Origin of the sequence: Olsenella sp. oral taxon 807 (assembly GCF_001189515.2) — a bacterium.
Taxonomy (GTDB): Bacteria; Actinomycetota; Coriobacteriia; order Coriobacteriales; family Atopobiaceae; genus Olsenella_F.
Genome location: NZ_CP012069.2, coordinates 1,926,957 through 1,946,426, shown reverse-complemented (window position 1 = coordinate 1,946,426; position 19,470 = coordinate 1,926,957). Strand labels below are relative to the sequence as shown.

Annotated in this window: 19 protein-coding genes and 1 riboswitch; of the genes, 11 read left to right on the top strand and 8 right to left on the bottom strand. The window is 61.4% G+C overall.

From position 1 onward, the window contains the following. The first annotated feature begins 29 nt into the window (after positions 1 to 29). Positions 30 to 713 carry a B3/4 domain-containing protein gene (locus tag ADJ70_RS08225; protein ID WP_050340688.1) on the top strand — a complete coding sequence of 228 codons (684 nt, stop codon included), beginning with the start codon at positions 30 to 32 and terminating at the stop codon, positions 711 to 713. A gap of 452 nt (positions 714 to 1,165) precedes the next feature. Here the strand turns inward: ADJ70_RS08225 and ADJ70_RS08220 are convergent, their stop codons facing one another. After that, the gene (locus tag ADJ70_RS08220; RefSeq protein ID WP_050340687.1) at positions 1,166 to 2,284 is read right to left on the bottom strand and encodes a 5-methyltetrahydropteroyltriglutamate--homocysteine S-methyltransferase; all 1,119 of its coding nucleotides are present in this window, start codon (positions 2,282 to 2,284) and stop codon (positions 1,166 to 1,168) included. 516 nt (positions 2,285 to 2,800) lie between these two features. Between ADJ70_RS08220 and ADJ70_RS08215 the strand changes: the two genes are divergently transcribed. Next, positions 2,801 to 3,256 (top strand): DIP1984 family protein, encoded by a 456-nt coding sequence (locus tag ADJ70_RS08215; RefSeq protein WP_050340686.1) that lies wholly within the window; start codon positions 2,801 to 2,803, stop codon positions 3,254 to 3,256. 491 nt (positions 3,257 to 3,747) lie between these two features. Here ADJ70_RS08215 and ADJ70_RS08210 read toward each other — a convergent pair whose 3' ends face one another. Continuing rightward, positions 3,748 to 4,791: an aldose epimerase family protein gene (locus tag ADJ70_RS08210; RefSeq protein ID WP_253273148.1), complete on the bottom strand. Its 1,044-nt coding sequence runs from the start codon at positions 4,789 to 4,791 to the stop codon at positions 3,748 to 3,750. Between the two features lie 296 nt (positions 4,792 to 5,087). Between ADJ70_RS08210 and ADJ70_RS08205 the strand changes: the two genes are divergently transcribed. The 9 genes from ADJ70_RS08205 (at position 5,088) to thiC (ending at position 14,072) form a co-directional block, all read left to right on the top strand. After that, on the top strand, positions 5,088 to 6,266 hold the full coding sequence (locus tag ADJ70_RS08205) for a LacI family transcriptional regulator (RefSeq protein ID WP_050340685.1): 1,179 nt from the start codon (positions 5,088 to 5,090) through the stop codon (positions 6,264 to 6,266). Between the two features lie 149 nt (positions 6,267 to 6,415). Further along, a complete protein-coding gene (locus ADJ70_RS08200; protein ID WP_050340684.1) occupies positions 6,416 to 7,255 on the top strand; it encodes an HAD family hydrolase in 840 nt (279 codons plus the stop codon). A 173-nt stretch (positions 7,256 to 7,428) separates the two neighbouring features. Further along, positions 7,429 to 8,391, top strand: coding sequence for a YitT family protein (locus tag ADJ70_RS08195; protein WP_050340683.1), 963 nt, complete (start codon positions 7,429 to 7,431; stop codon positions 8,389 to 8,391). A gap of 878 nt (positions 8,392 to 9,269) precedes the next feature. Then, positions 9,270 to 9,464 carry a hypothetical protein gene (locus ADJ70_RS14950; RefSeq protein ID WP_050340682.1) on the top strand — a complete coding sequence of 65 codons (195 nt, stop codon included), beginning with the start codon at positions 9,270 to 9,272 and terminating at the stop codon, positions 9,462 to 9,464. 2 nt (positions 9,465 to 9,466) lie between these two features. Next, positions 9,467 to 9,550, top strand: a riboswitch (TPP riboswitch). Between the two features lie 91 nt (positions 9,551 to 9,641). Next, entirely contained in the window at positions 9,642 to 10,463 is an 822-nt protein-coding gene (gene thiM / locus ADJ70_RS08185) for a hydroxyethylthiazole kinase (protein WP_050340681.1), read from the top strand. After that, complete coding sequence (thiE, locus tag ADJ70_RS08180; protein WP_050340680.1) at positions 10,450 to 11,163, top strand: thiamine phosphate synthase; 714 nt, start codon at positions 10,450 to 10,452, stop codon at positions 11,161 to 11,163. The genes thiM and thiE overlap by 14 nt, the downstream gene beginning before the upstream one ends. After that, a complete protein-coding gene (locus tag ADJ70_RS08175) occupies positions 11,160 to 11,906 on the top strand; it encodes an HAD family phosphatase (RefSeq protein ID WP_050340679.1) in 747 nt (248 codons plus the stop codon). The genes thiE and ADJ70_RS08175 overlap by 4 nt, the downstream gene beginning before the upstream one ends. Beyond that, entirely contained in the window at positions 11,903 to 12,721 is an 819-nt protein-coding gene (thiD, locus tag ADJ70_RS08170; protein ID WP_050340678.1) for a bifunctional hydroxymethylpyrimidine kinase/phosphomethylpyrimidine kinase, read from the top strand. The genes ADJ70_RS08175 and thiD overlap by 4 nt, the downstream gene beginning before the upstream one ends. Before the next feature lie 40 nt (positions 12,722 to 12,761). Continuing rightward, entirely contained in the window at positions 12,762 to 14,072 is a 1,311-nt protein-coding gene (gene thiC, locus ADJ70_RS08165; protein WP_050340677.1) for a phosphomethylpyrimidine synthase ThiC, read from the top strand. A 201-nt stretch (positions 14,073 to 14,273) separates the two neighbouring features. On the opposite strand, the gene ADJ70_RS08160 is transcribed toward thiC, so the two are convergent. The 6 genes from ADJ70_RS08160 to ADJ70_RS08140 all read right to left on the bottom strand — a co-directional run bounded on the left by ADJ70_RS08160 (position 14,274) and on the right by ADJ70_RS08140 (position 19,263). Further along, positions 14,274 to 15,119 (bottom strand): MetQ/NlpA family ABC transporter substrate-binding protein, encoded by an 846-nt coding sequence (locus tag ADJ70_RS08160; RefSeq protein ID WP_050340676.1) that lies wholly within the window; start codon positions 15,117 to 15,119, stop codon positions 14,274 to 14,276. A 75-nt stretch (positions 15,120 to 15,194) separates the two neighbouring features. Then, entirely contained in the window at positions 15,195 to 15,869 is a 675-nt protein-coding gene (locus ADJ70_RS08155) for a methionine ABC transporter permease (protein WP_050340675.1), read from the bottom strand. Continuing rightward, entirely contained in the window at positions 15,862 to 16,611 is a 750-nt protein-coding gene (locus tag ADJ70_RS08150) for a methionine ABC transporter ATP-binding protein (protein WP_050340674.1), read from the bottom strand. Before ADJ70_RS08150 ends, ADJ70_RS08155 begins: the two co-directional genes overlap by 8 nt. A gap of 336 nt (positions 16,612 to 16,947) precedes the next feature. Further along, a complete protein-coding gene (locus tag ADJ70_RS14615) occupies positions 16,948 to 17,097 on the bottom strand; it encodes a hypothetical protein (protein ID WP_157051460.1) in 150 nt (49 codons plus the stop codon). Positions 17,098 to 17,101: 4 nt separating this feature from the next. Then, positions 17,102 to 17,728: a DUF4230 domain-containing protein gene (locus ADJ70_RS08145; RefSeq protein ID WP_050340673.1), complete on the bottom strand. Its 627-nt coding sequence runs from the start codon at positions 17,726 to 17,728 to the stop codon at positions 17,102 to 17,104. Positions 17,729 to 18,282: 554 nt separating this feature from the next. Continuing rightward, positions 18,283 to 19,263 carry a VanZ family protein gene (locus ADJ70_RS08140; protein ID WP_050340672.1) on the bottom strand — a complete coding sequence of 327 codons (981 nt, stop codon included), beginning with the start codon at positions 19,261 to 19,263 and terminating at the stop codon, positions 18,283 to 18,285. Between the last annotated feature and the right edge of the window lie 207 nt (positions 19,264 to 19,470).

Genomic DNA, 19,470 nt, shown 5'->3' with positions numbered 1-19,470 from the left:
CTGCCCACAGTCATGGAGGTACGTCTCCCATGAGATTCCATATCGACAAGAGCATGGCGGCGCTTGGGATACAACACGTTGTGGTTGGGATTGCGCGCAACGTAGATCCAGGGGCAACGTTATCCGACTCATTTTTGAAGAAACAGAGGGAGATGGAGGACTGGGCACTGAGGTGCGATGTCGACGAGGTATCGAGCCATCCCGTTATCCAGGGCTACAAGAACCTGCTGCAGCGCGTGGGGCGCAGTGTGAAGAGAAATCCCCCCACTGTTCCGGCGCTTATCCGAAACGTCCAGCATCGCGGCTCCCTACCGCGCATCAACAGCGTTATCGACATCTACAACGTCGAGTCACTGCGCTCACTGCTGGCGATCGGTGGGCACGATCTCGATAAGGTTCACGGACAGATAGAGTTCACCGTCAACAAGGAAGAGGGGACCTTCCTTCCAATTTTGTCCAAGGCAAAGCATGTTGCCAAGACGGATTACGTCTACCGTGACACAGAGGGAATCATGGCATGGCTGGACGTTCGTGACGGAGAGAACTACAAGTTTGCTGATGAGACACAAAATGCAGTCTTCATCATACAGGGGAACGCAAACACCTCCGTCGAGATGCGCCTGGATGCGCTCGGGAGAATTCAGGCTGACCTGTCGGAGTGCATGCCGGCCATGGAGTTCGAGATGCAGGTCATACATGCCGAGGAGTGCTAGGCAAAGCTGATTTCCAAGCGGACTTTGCGAGGAAGCCGCAGGGCTACCGCTGCCCCCGAGTTGCGAGCGTGCGTAATTCCCAAAGGGCCCCGCAGCTGCCTATACCCTTAGCGGCGACGCACGACGTGCAATGCCATCATGTGCAGCATAGAGCGTGGCGCGACACTCGACGTTCGCAGACGTTCATGAAAGGCCCCTCGGGATCTCCGAGGGGCGATGTGAATCTCAGGCTCGTCAGGCTCGTAATAGGCGGACAAGGCGACACGGACCAGGTGACTCTCAAAAACCACTTCCAAGGGCGACTCTCCCTCTCAGGCGCGACATCGCCTGTGCCAACGATGCTGCCGAGTCCTGCGCGTCTGCGCAGCCGCCTCCTGAGAGGGAGAGGCTCGCCTCTCGCCTCGTGTCACACTACCAAAGCTCTTACAGCCATCTCTTAGCGCGTGCTAAGGCTAGCAGCCCCAGACCTCCTCGGCAATCTCCTTGACGAGCGCGAGCTTGGCCCACTGCTCGTCTTCGGTGAGCTTGTTGCCTATCTCACAAGAGGCAAACCCACACTGTGGGCTCAGATAGAGCCGATCGAGGGGAACGTACTGCTCCGCCTCGCGGATGCGGCGGATCACGCTGTCTTTGTCCTCAAGGGTGGGACTTTTGGTGGTGATAAGCCCAAGCACGACCTTCTTGCCTGGCGACACCTGGGCCAGAGGCTCAAATCCGCCTGAGCGCTCGTCGTCGTACTCGAGGTAGAGCGCATCGACATTCTCCTGGGCAAACACGTAGGGCGCCACGGCGTCGTAGGGACCCGTGCACGCGTAGTCAGAGTGGTAGTTTCCGCGGCAGATGTGGGTGTTGATGACCAGGTCATCTGGCTTGCCCTCGATGGCGAGGTTGTTGATGCGCAGGTATTTTTCCGCCTCGTCCTCAAGGGTGAAGCCTGAGCCAGCCATTGCCTTCCAGAACGAGCTGTCCGCGATCATGCCCCAGGTGCAGTCATCCAGCTGTATGGTACGACACCCCGCAGCGTAGAGGTCGCTGATAACCTGGCGATACGCTGTGGCGATGTCCGTGATAAGCTCGTCGAGCTTTGGGTACACCCGCGTGGTCTCGTTCCCGTTGTCCTCACGGAACAGCTCGGCCAGCGTCTGGGCGGGGGAGGGTATGGTCTGCTTGGCGATGACACCTTCCTCCTCGAACTGCTTCACAAACGCATAGTGCTGCACAAACGGATGGTTTTCGCCTGTTATCCTGCCCGTTACGCGCGCGGAGCCGTGCGTCGTCTCCTCGCTGTGAAACTGATAGCCATGGTCGAGCTCTATGTGCTCGATACCACCGAGCCCCCACATGAAGTCAAGATGCCAGTAGCTCCGGCGAAACTCTCCGTCAGTGATGACATGGTAGCCCGCCGCCTTCTGCTTGGCGACAAGGTCTTCGATAGCGTCGTTCTCGACCGTTGCGAGCTCCGTCGCCGAGATGGCGTCCGTCTCGAAGTCGGCACGGGCCTTCTTGAGTGCTTCTGGTCGCAGGAAGCTTCCCACGTAGTCATACCTGAAAGGGGCATGTAGCGTAGCCATGTCACGTCTCCCATTCTCTCGCGATCTTATGTGTCGCATGCGCTGAAAAGAGTATAGGGGGCGGATTCTTCCCTGGGAACTACGCGTTTTCTATCCCGCGTTATCGGTGTGGAATATAACGGTGTAGGCGTCGGTACGACGCAGCTTCCTCTCGTGCGGGTCGCGCGTTTACTCCGCCCCTCACTCTGTTCAGCTCTCGCGAAGTGAGTACTCTCGCGAAGTGAGTGATTTTTTCGATAAAACTGAGATTTAGGAGCTATACAGAAACATGAAATAGCAGGTCAGAGCCCTATTGAAAGAAAGCTCGATGTGAGTGATTCACTCACATCGCTCCCCCGAAGTGAGTGATTCACTCACATCTCGAGACATCGCCCGTAGCGGAAGATAGAGGCAGGGGCATACGTTGCGAAAGAGTTGCGAACAAGGTGTGCCAGAGGTCATGGCAAAAAACTACATGTAGCATACGGAGAATCGAAACAAACCTCGTCGTATGGAGGCGACAGTGAGGAAGCTACCATGAAGCTTGCGGAGGCCCTGCAGGAGCGGGCAGACCTGAACAAGAAGATCAGCCAGATAGGGGAGCGTCTCGCCGACAATTGCTTCGTGCAGGAGGGCGAGAGGCCTGCGGAGGAACCCGCTCGACTGCTCGACGAGCTTGAGGCCGCCGTGAGTCGCCTTGAGCTGCTCATCGCCGCGATCAACGCGACGAACAACGTGACGAAGGTGAACGGCAGGACGCTTACCGAGACTATCGCGCGGAAGGATTGCCTCATCTTGAGAATCAACACGCTTGAGCAGCTCATTAGCAAGGCCAGCGCGTCGGTCACCCGCTATACGCGCAGGGAGATCAAGCTTATGCGCACGGTGGACGTCTCTGCCCTGCGGGAGAGGACCGATGCCCTAGCCAAGGAATTGCGCCTGCTTGATAACAGTCTGCAGGAGGCGAACTGGCAGACAGAGCTTGTCCTTTGAGTATGATGACCTGCAGGAACGTCGCAGGATGGGGCAAATCTTTGAAAGCGGGAGAGTCGGTAGCCTGATCGAGGCGAGTGCCATCTCCAAGGCAGAGAATGTGCCTATACGGTAAGGTTATGGACGACCTGGGGTTCAACTCCCCTAAGGATCGCGTAGGTCCAAATCATGCACGAACGTATCGTGAGCGCGCATCGTCACTACCACGGCACTGATTGACAGGCGAGGGTGGGTACGGGGACCCTGCACTCAAGGACGAGACGCCCCATCTCTGTGGTCGAAAGCACCTGCTCCCATGCTTTCGAACTTCTCGCTTCGGACTCCATGCTCGTCCCGGACCCCCCGCCAGATTGGCGGGGGGTTTGTTTTTCTTGCCAACTGGGCAAACGTCCCTCGAAGTCCCCCCGCCAGATTGCGGGGCACTGAGCACTGAGCGCGCCCCGCCGCCCCGCGCCCGGACCCGCCGCCCCCAGGCCCCGATCCTTGCGCTCCTACCGCAGCCCGAATGCGAACACCATCCTCGACACGAAGGGGTGGCCCGGCGCATAGATGGGCTGCGGGAAGTTCTTGTGGTGTATGGCATCGGGGAAGAACTGTGGCTCGAGCGCCACGCCGTCGAAAGCCTTGTAGTGTGCCCCACCCTTGCCCCGGGCCTTGAGGCCACATCCCGTGTAGACCTGCAGCCCCGGCGCATCCGTGTAGAGGTCCATGGATACGCCCGTCTCGTCTCCCACAAGCGTTGCGACCTTCTCGAGGCGCTCGTCGTTCTTGAGCACGAAGTTGGTGTCAAGGCCATCGGGAAGCGCATACAGGCGATTCTCGAAGTTCGTGCTCTCGCGCAGGTCGTAGGGCGTGCCTTCCACGGGTGCGATCTCTCCGGTGGGGATGAGGCCCTTACCTACGGGCGTGTAGGCGTCGGCGTCCAGGCTAAAGCTGTGGCGTAGCACCGATCCCGAGGCATGGCCGTTGAGGTTCCAGTAGGCGTGACTCGTCAAGTTGACTATCGTCGTTTTGGTGACCTGCGCCTCAAGGGCGAGTTCCAGACGCCAGTCCGGGTGCAGGATGTAGGTCGCCCTCACGTCTGCTGCACCGGGAAAGCCCTGGTCACCGTCGCGACTCACGAGCCCGAACGTGATGCTAGCCCCACCATCGGGATCGTCCTTGGGATCTTCGGTCACGTCCCACAGGCGCTTTCGCCACACGTGCGGGCCAGAGTGGATGTTGTTCTCGCCGTCGTTATTGGCTAGGCGGTGGGTTGTGCCCCCAAGGTCGAAGCTGGCGCCGGCGATGCGGTTCGCGTTGCGTCCGATGATGGCCCCAAGGGATCCCCCAAAGCGCAGGTAGCCACTCGCCCCGTCGTAGCCCAGGGCCACGTCGATGAAGCCGCCCTTGCCATCTGGAACCGAGACCTCCTGTAGCATGCCGCCAAGGTCAGTGACGGAGACACGCATGCCGCTCACGCTCTCGAGCGTGTAGAGATGAACCTCCTTGCTATCTGCGGTCATACCGAAGTTTCTGATATGGACGGACATCATGACCCCTTTCCTCGGTGTAGAGATGGCACAAGGCACCGATATGGTAAAGATACGTGGACCCTGCCGCTGTCCCTATCATACGTGGGTTGGGTCTACCCGTGCCCCACAGGTCCGCAGAAGGAGAAATTGCTTGGGTGAATACGAAGTTAGGTGAGCATGAAGTTAGGTGAGCACGAAAGCCGTGAGGTATGAGATGATGGGAGCATGCAGGAGCATGAGGCGCACGGCTGGTAGGGCGTGCGGGCTTGGCGAGGCAGGTAGGCGGCGAGGCATGCGACGCATGCCCACGAGGGGAGATGGCGCAAGTGCTTTCGAGAAGAGGGTTCGTCCGAAGGGCAGGTGCCGTGGCTGCGGGCCTTGGTGCCTCAGCCCTCTTGCCCGCGTGTTCGATCGCGCCTTCCGGTGGCGGTGCCGCATTCTCGGATGGCAGGATGAGGATAGGCGTGTCGATCTGGAGCGCTACAGACGCACTCGGCTCCCTCACCATCAACATCATTCAGAGGGCGGCCGACGCCCTTGGCTGCAGCCTTGCCATCGTGGAGACCAAGCACGTCTCGAAGCAGGTCATCGCCTCGGTGAGCACGCTGATCTCAGAAGGCTGCACGGGCGTGATGGTCTGTAACTCAGCCGATAGCGAGATGCCTCACCTCATCAAAGCCTGCAACAAGAATTCTGTATACCTCACCCAGTTCTACCGCGCGATTTCACAGGAAGATTCGCCCCAGGTCTATCAGGCAGCCCTCGACTCCCCCTACTACGTGGGAGCGGTTCACGAGGATGAGGTGAGAAACGGTGAGACCCTCGCTGGCCTCCTCATCGATGGCGGTCGGCGCCACATCTGTCTTGAGGGCTGGACCGAGAAGGACGCGACCTTCGAGTTGCGGTGGCGGGGGTATAGGAATGCCCGCGATCAGTGGAACGCCACCCACGAGGCAGATCGAATCGAGCTCTCCGAACCCATATATGTGGGCGTCTCGGCCTCGGAGTCGGCGAGCGCGGTGCAGCGCTTCGAGGGCGACGTGCCCTCTATGGATGCACTTATCGTCTCCGGGGGAGGAGGAGTGCCGCTCGTGGGCGCGATCGGCCAGCTCAAGAACATGGGGCTGACGGGGAAGGTTGCCGTGGCGACCACAGACTTCCTCGACAATATGGGAGAGCACCTCTCTGACGGCAGCGTCTATTGCGCGACGGGAGGGAACTTCTGCGACGCGCTCTATGCGTTCATCCTCACCTACCAGGCATGTACGGGTAAATTACAGGTGAGTCAAGGTGGGGATGTGGTGAATATCCTGGTTCCGTATGTCCGTGCCACGAACGCTAGTGAGTATGCGGCGTACAAGGCGGCCTTTCTGGACGAGGATCCCTACTCTACAGACGAGATGCGCCATATGGCCGAGCTTACCCCCGGCCAGCTGGCCGAGCTCGCCGCATCCCTCTCCATCGAGGAGATCAGGGCACGCCACGGCAGAGCCTAGCCGAGGTGCGGTGTGCCGCGACGTACGGGCTGCGACGCGAGTCATCTCGCCTGTTTCCCTGTCGTCCGTTGGGAGGTGTGCCGACATCCGTAGGCGCTCGATGTCCTATCATCAGATGATGGATTGAAGCGACGTGCTTGGAGGCCCTCATGGTCAAACTCGTTCTTACCGATATGGACAACACCCTGCTCGCGCCGGGGAGGCAGGCGAGCGACCGGGCGCTTTCGGCCATCCATGCCCTGGTGGACCAGGGGGTTTACTTTGGTCCCGCGTCTGGTCGCGACTATGCGAGTGTGCTCGAGTCGTTTCGCGGTGACGAGGCTTGCATGCAGACGGCGCTCCTCTCCAATGGCAAGAAGATCTACGTGGGAGGCGTGCTCACCAACCAGACGGCGGTAGACCGCGACTCGATGGTGCTCATGGCCAAGATTGTGCACGATTTACCGGGCGTCTATGTGAGTGGACGCGGCGACGCGGGAGGCTTCGTGTGCGCGCGCGACATGGAGAGTCTCATGGGGACGACCTGGGGTGGCAGGCGCGCGAGCGAGCTCGTGGATCCAGACGACATCCCGACCTGGCCCATCATCACGGCGGGTCTCCACTTCGAGGAGGGCTCTGAGGGCATTGACAACAACCAGTGGGCCGATCGCATCCGTGCCGCCTGCCCCAAGCTCGACCTGCTCTCGCCTGGCAGCCGCATGTTCGATGTCGTTCCGCACGGCTGGAGCAAGGCATCAGGGGTCCGCGTCCTGCAGATCCTGCTCGCCGTTAACGCCGACCAGATAGTCGCCTTCGGCGACTCGGACAACGACCTGCAGATGCTCAAGGTCTCTGGGCATTCCGTCGCGGTGGCGAACGCCAACGACGCCGTGCGTGACGTATCGGTGCACCACATAGGTCCCTGTACCGACGACGCGGTGGGTCGTGCCCTCGAGCAGCTTGCCGAGATGGGTGACGCTGCCTTCAGGCTGTGGGATGAAAAGGCCTAGGCCAAGCTTGCGCCCGAGGGCTAAGCCGCGTCTGCGGGTCGGGTCGCGCCCGGGCGCTAGGCTCGCGTCCGAGGCCGACTTAAAGTTGATGTGTTCCTGCCGCATGTCACTGAAAACAAGGCATGGTATCATACAGCACATACGTGGCCATGACCAAGAGAGCGAGGCACTGCATGGATGACGAGCTCATTGACAAGGCGTTAGGTCTTGGTCGTTACGCTGGGGTGCGTCGCGTCATCACGGGTTGCTCCGTGGTCGTTTCCGCCTTCTTGCAGGCCTTCACGTTGATTGTTTTCATACGGCCCGCCGACCTGCTCTCCAGCGGGTTCACGGGCCTTGCCATCTTGCTCGATAGGATCACCTCGCTTCTTGGCATCTCATTTCCCACCTTCGTGGGCATGATCACGCTCAACATTCCGGTCGCGATACTCTGCTGGAGGCACATATCGAGGCGCTTCGTGCTCTTCTCCATGGCACAGGTCTTTCTTGCGGCCTTCTTCCTGCGCGTGCTTCCTCCAGACGTCCTGACAGGGCTGGTCTCCTTCGAGTCAAAGTTTCTCGACGTGGTCTTTGGGGGCTTTCTCTACGGCTTCTCGATAGCGCTCGCGCTCAAGGGAGGGGCATCGACGGCCGGCAGCGACTTCATATCGCTCATGGTGTCCAACCGTACGGGCAAGACGATCTGGGGGCAGATATTTGCCGGAAACTGCGTGATGTTGCTCGTCTTCGGCGCGATGTTCGGCTGGGAGAACGCAGCGTGGTCGATCATCTTCCAGTTCATCTCGACCAATGCGATCAGTATGTTCTACCACCGCTACGAGCGTGTGACACTGCAGGTCACGACGAGGCGTCCAATGGAGATCATGGCTGCGTACCAGGCGCGCTATCGCCATGGGGTATCCTGCGTCGAGGGCTTCGGCGGCTACCGCCACCAGAAGATGTGGCTGCTTAACACCGTGGTGTCGGCCTACGAGCAGGATGATATCATCCGCCTGATGCGCGCCGTCGAGCCACATGCAGTGATTAACGTGCTACGTACCGAGAACTTCTTTGGGGGGTTCTATCGCGGTAACATCGATGAGCCGCTGCCGCAGGAGCTTGCGCGCGACGAGGGCACTGTGTCTGGCAAAAAGTGATCAAGGCGAAAGGCGAGGTGGGGGAGGTTCTGGGACAGCCGGACATCCCGCTGTCTGCTGCCCAGCGCCTCACGGAAAGGCGCACTTTGGCCGCGCCCCCGGGACGCGTCTCACCAAAAGACGCATTCTGGCGGTTCTAGAGCTCACAAAATGCGCTTTTCCGTGAGGCGTCTTACGAAAAGACACACTCTGGCGGTTCTGGAGCTCGCAAAATGCGCCTTTCCGTGACGTCAAACCCCAGAATGCGCTTTTCCGTAAAATGCGCTTTTCCTCACCTGGGCAAACGCGGCGCCGGCTCACGGAAAAGCGCACTCTGTCCTGATGGACTCACGGAAAAGCGCACTCTGCGATCGTCACCGATCGGAAAGACGCAGTTTGGAGTTGCGTCTTATGGAAAAGCGCACTCTGTTAGCTTGGGGGGCTGCAGACTGCGCTTTTCCGTCACGTCGCCGCCCGGGAGGCGTGGGACGCAACCCCCCGCCAGCCTGCGGGGCACTATGGAAAATGGCCCAACTGGGCAAACGCGCTCGAGCAACCCCCCGCCAGCCTGCGGGGGGGGTTGCGCCGGGGCCCGCAGGCCTCGACCTGGGGCCTGACCGCACGGAAAGGCGCAGTCTGGGCAGAGGGCCTCGCTAAGGGCGCGCCCCGGGCCAGGTCGGGATACCATCAGGCTGCCAGTTGTGGGCTAAGGAGGTGCCGGGAACTCAGGATAAGGGTTTGTGCCCAGCAGATGTAGCTCGCGTCTCTCAGCGCTGTTCGGTATGTCGTATTCTGGTGGTAAGATATTCGGTAAATGGCGGTGTAATAATCGGATTCTGGTGATTATGACAGGGGGTCCTGCTGTCATCCCATCAAGAGTCATCGAGAGGGAAGTGGACATGAGCATATGCCCCGAGGGGTACATGCCACGCGTCGTCGACGCTGAGGTGCAGGAGTGCCTCGCAATATACGGCGCGGTGGAGATATGCGGGAATGGCCTCGCTCTTTCGGCGCATGCTCACAAGGAGCTCGCGGTCCCTCTTGTCACGGGTGCCGAGCTGACTTTGCACTTGTTGTGCTACAATTGCAGCTGATTAGGGGAGCTGGCGCATGCCGGCTGAGAGGGGACCCAGTGCGGTCCCGACCCAAGAACCTGATCTGGGTAATGCCAGCGTAGGGACTGCGGCCTCAGACGGCCACGCGAGCTCTCGCCCGAGCGGGCACACCCGGAAAGGGTGCGTCCGCTTGTTCTGTGAGAGGAGCCTGAGGCCATGCTTTCTGATCGATTGCGCACTGTACGTAAGACAACGCCGCTCGTGCATAACATCACCAACTACGTCACCATCAACGACGTCGCAAATGCGGTGCTCGCCTGCGGCGGGAGTCCCATCATGGCCGACGAGCCCGAGGACGTCGAGGACATCACCACCATCTGCGGTGGCCTCAACATCAACATAGGCAACCTCAACAGCCAGACGATAGAGGCCATGCGCATCGCAGGCAGGCGCTCGCGCGAGCTCGGTCACGTCAGGGTGCTCGACCCCGTGGCAGCCGGTGCGAGCAAGCTGCGCACGCGCATCGCATCTGAGCTGGTGGACACTATCGGCTTCGATGCTATCCGAGGCAACGTCTCCGAGCTCAAGGCTCTGGCCCTCGGCAGTGCCACGACACGGGGCGTCGACGCCAGCGCTGCCGACGCCGTGACCGACGCCAGGCTCGACGAGATGGTGTCCTTCTCCAAGGGCTATGCCCGTAAGGTGGAAGGCATCGTCGCGATCACGGGGGCGATCGACCTCGTGGCAGACGAGGAGACCTGCTATGTCATCCGCAACGGACGCGCCGAGATGGGCAGGGTCACGGGTACGGGCTGCATGCTCTCGGGAGTCCTGTGCGCCTATCTTATCGCCAACCCCAAGGACAAGCTCGAGGCAGCTGCGGCTGCCGTCTGCCTGATGGGTCTTGCCGGCGAGGTCGGCTGGTCTCGCATGCAGGAGGGCGACGGCAACGCCACCTACCGCAACCGCATCATCGACGCCATCTACAACATCGACGGCGAGCAGCTTGACAGGGAGGCGCGCTATGAGCTTCGATAGGCGTTCGGGCACGGCGGCAGCCGCAGGAGGGCCCGCTGGCCGCCTTGACAGGGAGAAGCTCGCACACTCGCTCGCGCTCTATGCGGTGACGGATCGCCACTGGCTGGGCGAGCGCACGCTCGACTCGTGTGTGAGGGAGGCCCTGCGAGGTGGTGCGACCTTCATACAGGTCCGTGAGAAGGACGACATGGCCCTTCCCCATGATGAGTACCTTGTCGAGGCCCGTGAGCTGCGAGGACTCTGCCGCTCCCAGGCCGTGCCGTTCGTGGTGGACGACGACGTGGCGCTCGCCCTCGCGTGCGAGGCGGACGGCGTGCACGTAGGGCAGGGCGATATGGAGGCAGCTGCGGTCAGGCGGCACATCGGCGAGGGCAGGATCCTGGGTGTCTCGGCAGGTACGGTGGGGGAGGCCCGCGCTGCCGAGCGAGCCGGAGCTGACTACCTCGGCGTGGGAGCTGTCTTTCCCACCGGCTCCAAGGCGGACGCCGACGTCATCAGTCGCGAGGAGCTCTCAGCCATCTGCGAGGCGGTCAGCATTCCCGTCGTCGCCATCGGAGGCATCACGGCCGCCAACGTGGGGGAGCTTGCGGGAACGGGTATCTGTGGTGTGGCCGTCATATCGGCCATCTTTGCCCAGCCGGACGTCGAGGCGGCGACGCGCGAGCTCAGGGCCAGAATCAGAGAGGTGCTGGGCGTATGATCCACGAGGCTCGCGAGGTATGCGCCGTTCGCGGGGCCCACGAGGCCTTTGGGGTTCGCAAGGTTCGCGGGGTCGCCTTTGACATCGACGGCACGCTGCTCGACTCCACGGGCATCTGGGACGGTCTTGCTGGGCGCTACCTCGCCTCCATCGGCGTGAGGGCTGGCCCAGACCTTGCAGAGCGACTCTTTACGCTGACCCTCGACGAGGGAGTTGCGTACATGAAGGAGCGCTACGGCCTCTCTCAGTCGCCCGAGCAGGTGCGCCAGGGGATCTCTGCCATCTTGGAGGGCTTCTACCGCGAGGAGGTCCACCTCAAGCTAGGTGCAAGAGAGTTCGTCTTGGGCCTTCGGGAGGCGGAAGTGCACATGCTGCTCACGACCGCGGGTGACCCCGCGCTGGGGCGTCTCGCCCTCGAGCGCCTGGGCGTCTGGGATTGCTTCGAGTGTCTGCTCTCCTGCGACGACTACGCGACCACCAAGGCGCAGTCGAAGATCTACCGCATGGCCGCCGAGCATCTGGGCCTTCCTGCCCAAGACGTGCTCGTCGTCGAGGACACGCTCTTGGCGCTGCGCTGCGCCCACGAGGCGGGCTTTCCCACCTGTGCAGTCCAAGACGAGGCGAGCGCAGCGGACCAGGACGCCATCAGGGCGACGGTCGACGTCTATCTCGGCAGCTTTCAGGAGGGTGCGGCCATCGTCTCTGCGATCGGGAAGAGCCCACGCAAGGGAGGTACCAGATGAAAACAGCGCTGACCATCGCCGGGAGCGACTCCAGTGGGGGAGCCGGCATCCAGGCGGACATCAAGACGATGACCCTGAACGGGGTCTTTGCCATGAGCGCCATCACGGCGCTAACTGCCCAGAACACGATGGGCGTGACGGCCATCATGGATGTCACGCCCGAGTTTCTGGCGGCGCAGATAGACGCGGTGTTTGCGGACATCAGGCCCGACGCGGTAAAGATTGGCATGGTGAGCTCGCCTGCCCTCGTCTTTACCATCGCCGATCGCCTGCGCCGTCATGAAGCGAGAAACGTGGTCCTTGACCCCGTGATGGTCGCGACGAGCGGGGCGAGGCTCATCGATGATGCCGCCGTTGCCGTCCTTGAGGAGAGGCTCATCCCGCTCGCGGACGTTATCACTCCCAATATCCCCGAGGCCGAGGTCCTCTCGGGCCTTCGTATCAAGACCGCCGCAGACCTGCTCGCCGCAGCCGAGGGCATCGCCACGCGCTTCGGCTGCGCCGTGCTCTGCAAGGGTGGGCATGGCCTGAGCGACACCGATGCCGACGACCTGCTCTGGTCGTGCGGCAGCGCTCACTGGCTCAGGGCTAGGCGCATCGACAATCCAAACACGCATGGCACTGGCTGCACGCTCTCGAGCGCCATCGCCTCGAACCTCGCCAAGGGCTTCGACCTTACGCAGGCCACCCGCCGCGCCAAGTCCTACGTCACGGACGCCCTCTTGGCGATGCTCGACCTCGGGCAGGGAAGTGGTCCCATGAACCACGCCTTTGCCCTTACGGGCGGCTACGCCGAGGGACCGGTTGGCGGCTGACGTCCGCTTACGTGATTCATAACGGAAAGGAAAGGGAGCTATGGAGGAGCTAGACACCCAGATGGGAGCGGCTCGCAAGGGCACTATCACGCCCCAGATGGAGGTAGTGGCAAAGAAGGAGCGCCGGACAGTCGAGGAGATTCGCGCCTGGGTCGCCGAGGGTAAGGTGATCATCCCGGCCAACCACGCGCACGCGTGCCTGGACCCAAACGGCGTTGGGAGCATGCTTAGGACCAAGATCAACGTCAACCTTGGTGTCAGTCGTGACGTCAAAGACTACGACATCGAGATGGAAAAGGTCAAAAGTGCCGTCAAGCTCGGCGCACAAGCCATTATGGACCTCTCCAGCCACGGCGACACGCAACCCTTCAGGCGCAAGCTCTGCCGCGAGTGCCCCACGATGGTGGGCACCGTCCCCGTCTACGACGCGGTCATTCACTACCAGCGCGATCTCGCCACGCTCAGCGCCGACGACTTCGTTGACGTGGTCCGCCTGCACGCAGAGGATGGCGTCGACTTCGTTACCCTGCACTGCGGCATCACCAGGAAGACCATCGACGAGATTCGCGCGGGAGGGCGCAAGATGAACGTCGTGAGTCGTGGAGGGAGCCTCGTGTTCGCGTGGATGGCCATGACCGGAGAGGAGAACCCCTTCCTTGAGCGCTACGACGATATTCTTACGATCTGCCACGAGCACGACGTGACCATAAGCCTCGGCGACGCGTGTCGACCGGGCTGCCTCGCCGATGCCACGGACGGCTGCCAGATGGGGGAGCTCCTGAGGCTCGGTGAGTTGACGCAGCGCGCCTGGGACAGGGACGTCCAGGTGATGGTGGAGGGTCCGGGACACGTGCCGATGGACCAGATAGCCGCCAATATGAAGGTGCAGCAGACCATCTGCAAGGGTGCCCCCTTCTACGTGCTCGGACCTCTCGTGACTGACATCGCACCAGGCTACGACCACATTACGGCGGCCATCGGGGGCGCCATCGCCGCCTGGGCAGGAGCGGCGTTTCTGTGTTACGTGACGCCAGCCGAGCACCTCGCCCTGCCAAACGTGGATGACGTGCGCCAGGGCATCATCGCCAGCAGGATAGCCGCCCATGCGGCAGACATCGCCAAGGGGATCCCGGGGTCGCAGGAGCCCGATGAGCGCATGGCGGACGCCCGCCGCGTCCTTGACTGGGACGCACAGTTCAAGGAGGCCCTCGACCCCAAGGTTGCGAGGGCGATACGTGACAGCCGCGCTCCCGAGGACGACCACAGCGAGACCTGCTCCATGTGCGGGAAGTTCTGTGCCGTGAGAAGCATGAACAAGGTGCTTGCCGGGGAGTATATCGACATCCTGTAATCCTGCCGCCGGTGACGTAAATGGCGTCGTCGCTGCGCGGGCCACTTGCCTGGGCATCCGAGTCGGGTTGCCCATCCGACTCGGGTGCCGCGCCTATGGAGGATCGCACCTCACGACGCCGTACGCCGCGAGGCGCGATCCTGCGGTCCTATCTCTTCTTTGCCTGCCGTGCGGTCCTGCGTTCCGTCGCGACCCTGCGCCTTAGACCGGCAGCACGTCTTTCCCATAGGCGTCTGAGAGATACTTCTTGAAGTCATCCGAGGTGAGCACCTTCACGAGCGCGGCGATGCGTTCGTCGTCCTTCTTGTCGGGCGTAGTCACGATGTAGTTGGCATACTGTTGCACCGCGACGCCCTGGGCGGACTCGACGGCCAAGGCGTCAGACGCGTGCATGCCGGCCTCTATGGCGTAGTTGCCGTTGATCACGGCAAAGTTGACATCCTGCAGCTGACGTGGGACGGCGGCTGCCTCGACCTCGACGAGCCGTACATTGTGGGGGTTGTCGGCAACGCTGGTCGCCGTGGCCTCAAGGTCGTTGGGATTACTCAGGCGGATGATCTTCTCCTGCTGCAGGAGCAGCAGCGCGCGACCCTCGTTGGTGGGGTCGTTGGGGACGGCGATCTGAGCGCCGTCTGCGATGCTCAAGAGGTCAGATGACGTGCCGGCGTAGATGCCGAACGGCTCATAGTGGATGGCGGCGACGCCCACGAGGTCGGTGCCGTTCTTCTCGTTGTAATTATCGAGGTAGTTGATATGCTGGAAGTAGTTGACGTCCACCTCTCCTGAGCTGGTGACCTGGTTGGGGATGATATAGTCGGTGTACTCCTTGACCGTAAGCTCGATGCCCTGGTCCTTGAGCTTGGGTGCCGCGAACTCGCTGAGGATCTTGGCATGTGGCGTGGGTGATGCCGCGACGGTGAGCCTCTTAGCAGCCCCCGGGCCATTGGCGCCGGTGGAGTCACAGCCCGTGAGCGCGCTCCCGAGCAGGATGGCAGAGGAAGCGGCAGCGGCGGTAAGGATGAAGCTCCTTCTGGTGATGTCTGGCATGACAGTTCCTTTCTATAGAATGGTGGTGATGATTCGCTTGGGTATTTGGGTATGCGCTTGTACGGATTCTTGTGGTTACCTGTGATCGATGTGCCTGGCGATGAGGTCGCAGCTTGTCTGGATGAGCTGGACCAACGCGATAAGCAGGACGATGGTGACGAGCATCACTTCGTCTTGGTAGCGGTAGTAGCCATAGCGGATGGCGATGTCTCCCAGGCCGCCTGCGCCGACAGCGCCCGCGATGGCCGTGTAACCCAAGACCGAGATGAGCGTGACTGCCACGCCGCGTACGATGGAGGGCAACGCCTCGGGCAGAAGTGCCGAGAACACGACGCGCGGAAGTGACGCACCGCAGGCCTCTGCTGCCTCGATGGAGTTGTGCGGCACCTCGGCAAGGGACTGTTCGATCATGCGTGCCACGAAGGGCGCAGCAGAGAGCACGAGCGGAAAGATGACGCCCCGGACGCCGACCGTGGTTCCTGCGATGGCCTTGGTCATGGGGATGACCGAGACGATCAGGATGATGAACGGGATGGAGCGCGCCATGTTGACGATCCACCCGAGCACGGAGTACAGCGCGCGCATGGGCCTTAGGCTGCCCGGCGCGCTTACGTAGAGGACAACACCCAGGGCGATGCCCAACACGTAGGCAATGGCAGTCGAGACGAAGAGCATCGCCAGGGTGTCTGCGATGCCCTGTCCCAAAAGCGTCCCAAAGTCTCGCAAGAATGAGAGGATGGCGTCAGTCATTCCAGCTCACCCTTCCGAGCAGTGCCTTTGTGGTCTCGTTCTGGGGGTTCGAGAAGACCTCGTCCACGCTTCCCCTTTCGACCAGCTTGCCGTGCGACAGCACGGCGACGCTCTTGCACACCTGGCGGACGACGTCCATGGAGTGCGTGATGATTACGATGGTGACACCCGCCGTATCGTTGATCCGCTTGAGAAGCGAGAGGACCGACGCGGTGCTCGCAGGATCCAACGCGCTCGTCGCCTCGTCACAGAGGATGTACTCGGGTTCGCAGGCGAGCGCGCGGGCGATGGCGACGCGCTGTTGCTGGCCACCGGAAAGCTGGGCAGGCCACGACGACGCCTTGTCGGCGAGTCCCACCTGATCGAGCAGCTCCAACGCGCGCCTGCGGTTGTCGGCCGTGACGCGTCCTGTACTCGCCTTGAAGGGAAAGCAGACGTTTTCGAGGGCGGTCTTCTGGGCAAGCAGGCCAAAGTCCTGGAAGATCATGGCCACGCGGCGGCGATAGCGGCGAAGCTCGGCGCCCTCAAGCTCAGTCACGTCGCTCCCATCGACCACGATGCGACCTGACGTGGGGCGTTCGAGCAGGTTGATGCAGCGAACGAGTGTCGACTTCCCTGCGCCCGAGATGCCTATGACGCCAAAGACGTCGCCATCGGGGATGTCTAAGGACACGTCCCTCAAGGCGTGGTCACCACTCGCGCTCGCGTCGTAGGTTTTTGTGAGGTGCTGCAAGGAAATCATGACGTGCCTGGCTCCGCTCAATGCCGACTGCGCTTGACGGGAGGAACTCGCATCGCTGGCAAAAGCGCTTCGTCAGTGCTTCGTTCCTGCCCCGGACAGGGAGGTCGCCCTCTGCCGAGGGCTAACTCAAAGAGGCGCCCGGTCCCCCTTCGGCGTAAGCCAAAAGGAGGTGCCCGGGCTTGGGCATCTGCACGGCTCTCGCAGCCATCAAACGCGTGGTATGTTCCCTTACGTCAAACATGGGGCTAAGTGTAGCGGCACCCTATCTCTGAGGTCAACCTGACATGTCCCACATGTTTTAGGTGACTGGCTATAGCTGGGATCGATGGGGACCTCTCATTCATGTATGAGGTGTATGAGACCCGTCGCATCCCGTCGCGTAGCGCCCTCGTTCGAGCTCCAGGAGAGGACTGCGTTATTGAAGACGACGAACGCCACGAGCAGGAGCAGGATGACTACCACGATGATGGTGATACGCTTCTTCATGGCGCTACCTCCATTCGAAGGTGACCTTGGTGTCGGGGCCGAGGGCCGCCTGGAACATGCCCTCTATGTTCTTCTCGATGTTTTTCTTCGCCTCGTCGTACAGTCCGTTGCTGATCGACTCGGACTCACTCTTCTCCACGCACTGCTTCATGAAGGCATCGATGTCCTCGATGTGAATGGGGTTGAGGATGTTGTTATTCTCCTCAAGTACCCCCGACGCGTCCTTGTCGGGTGTGTTCGAGATGATGTAGGGAGCAGGCAGGGACGCAACGATCGTGCCGTCATCCTTCTTGCTAAAATTCGCATCTGCCAAGTTTACGCCAGCCTTGATGGTGCCCACGTAGCGATACCAGAAGCTGTTCTCGGTGAAAGGCACATGGATGCGTCCGAGGAACGTGTCCATCGTGTTGTCGTTGCTCGCCTTCTCCGTGATGTTGTAGCGCTGAGAGGCGCCGACCATCTCGTTTTGCGCTTGGATCCGCTCGAAGATGGTGGATGCCTCCACTATCTTCGGTCCGTCTGACGTGTTTTTTGGGCTGAGGTTCTGGATGGCGAGAACTCCTGCGCCGCCAATCACCAGACAAATGAGGCCGATAAACACCTTGCTCTTCAGCAACTTGAGACCACCCATGGGGACCCCCCGATTCAGCGTGCCGTAGCTATGACGTAATCCTGATACCCCGACTCGCCCGCAGTATGCACAGGGATTGAGGGTTCGTTAAGCGTTACGAGCTTGTGGCTCCCCATGGCGCGATCGATAGCGGTATGCGGGTTTGTCCTGCTGCGGGGCTCGTGACATTGCGGTATACGCCAGCGTGGCTGAGTCAGAATGCATCAGAGCTGAACATCGTAACTGAACTTACCCTGTTATCTGGAGCATACGACTGCGCGTTGTGAGTGAATCACTCACTTCGTCAACGCGATGTGAGTGATTTTTGCGCCCTCAGACGGTGTATGCCATAGGTAACAAATTACATATCCGCTGTTCAGAGAGTTGCTGAACATACTCTCGATGTGAGTGAATCACTCACTTCGTCAACGTGATGTGAGTGATTCACTCACTTCGCGATGGGCACGCCGCGCCCGCCGCCCGCACCGTGCCCGCTGCCCGCGCCGTGCCCACTGCCCGCGCCGCGCCCACGTCGGACTTGTCCCATGCTGTGCTCGCAGCGCACTCGCAGCGCCTTAGATGAAGTCGTAGGGCATCTGCCGGCAGAGAAGCCAGCTGATGGCCATGATGGGGATGACGACGGGGGCGAAGGCGAGCGCCGATGTCAGGGTGATCAGGCGCGCCGCGTAGAACGCGAGGCGGCGCCCAGGCGTGCGGTCCGTCGTCTGGCAGCTCATGCGCACCACGGCGCCTGCGGGGGTCGATCCGTCGTGCAGCCACGGCACGATACCCTCGACGGCGAGAAAGGCGAGGCCGGCGGCCGCGATCGCAGCGAGATCGGCGGCGACCGGCCTTGCCCCCACCAAAGACAGGGCTGCCCGAGCGGCTATATACGTACCCACAGTCGCGACGCCCACGAGCGCCATGTCCAGGCAGAAGGCCACGGTGCGGCGAAGCAGGCTGGGCATGTGCGTGACGTTGGCAAACTCGACCCTGCGGGAGGGCAGCGCACGCTCCAGGGCTTGCGCGCAGCTCCAGCCGATGGCCGTGCCCGAGACGTTCCAGAGCAGATCGTCCACATCGAAGGTGCGGTATGCGTGTGGATACAGGAAGAAGAGTCCCGTGAGCTGCGCCGTCTCTATAAGCAGTGAGACGAGGAGCCCAAGTGCCATGGACCTTTTCAGGCTCCAGCCAAACCCACGGCCAAAGACGAGGCCAAGAGGCACGAAGAAGCCTATGTTCGCCACTATCTGCGGGATGGCCGAGGCCCCGTCCTTCTGCAGGTCACCCACAAACCCCAGGGGGTTCAGCTGCGGCGCGATGCCGTAGCTGATGCCCAGTCCGGAGTTTCCCGTAGGAAGGGGGAGAAGCGTGAAGCACACGAGCGACAGCGCGTAGAGGACCGAGAGGTAGGCCCCCGCCGTCGCCCGAAGGTGCAGGCGACCGTCGCGGTGATACAGGAAGGCTAGGATAGGCACGGTCAGGACGAGAGAGGCGAGGGGCCAGAGGCTCAGCGCGGTCGCGAAGCTGCTCGAGTAGCTCATGAGGAAACGCATGGTTGCACATCCTTACGATGTCGAGGTGGGCAAGCAGTGCGCCACAGGTCCCAAGGTCGCTGGTGCCCTGGCGCGCGTTCGTTGCATACCATGTTCCATCTTGTGGGGTGGGGCTGCCATCGATATGGCTTACCCTTGCCTTACGCTTTTGCAAGCATGGGAAGGCCGAAAGACGTTGACAGCTTGAATTTCAAGTTAGATACTACA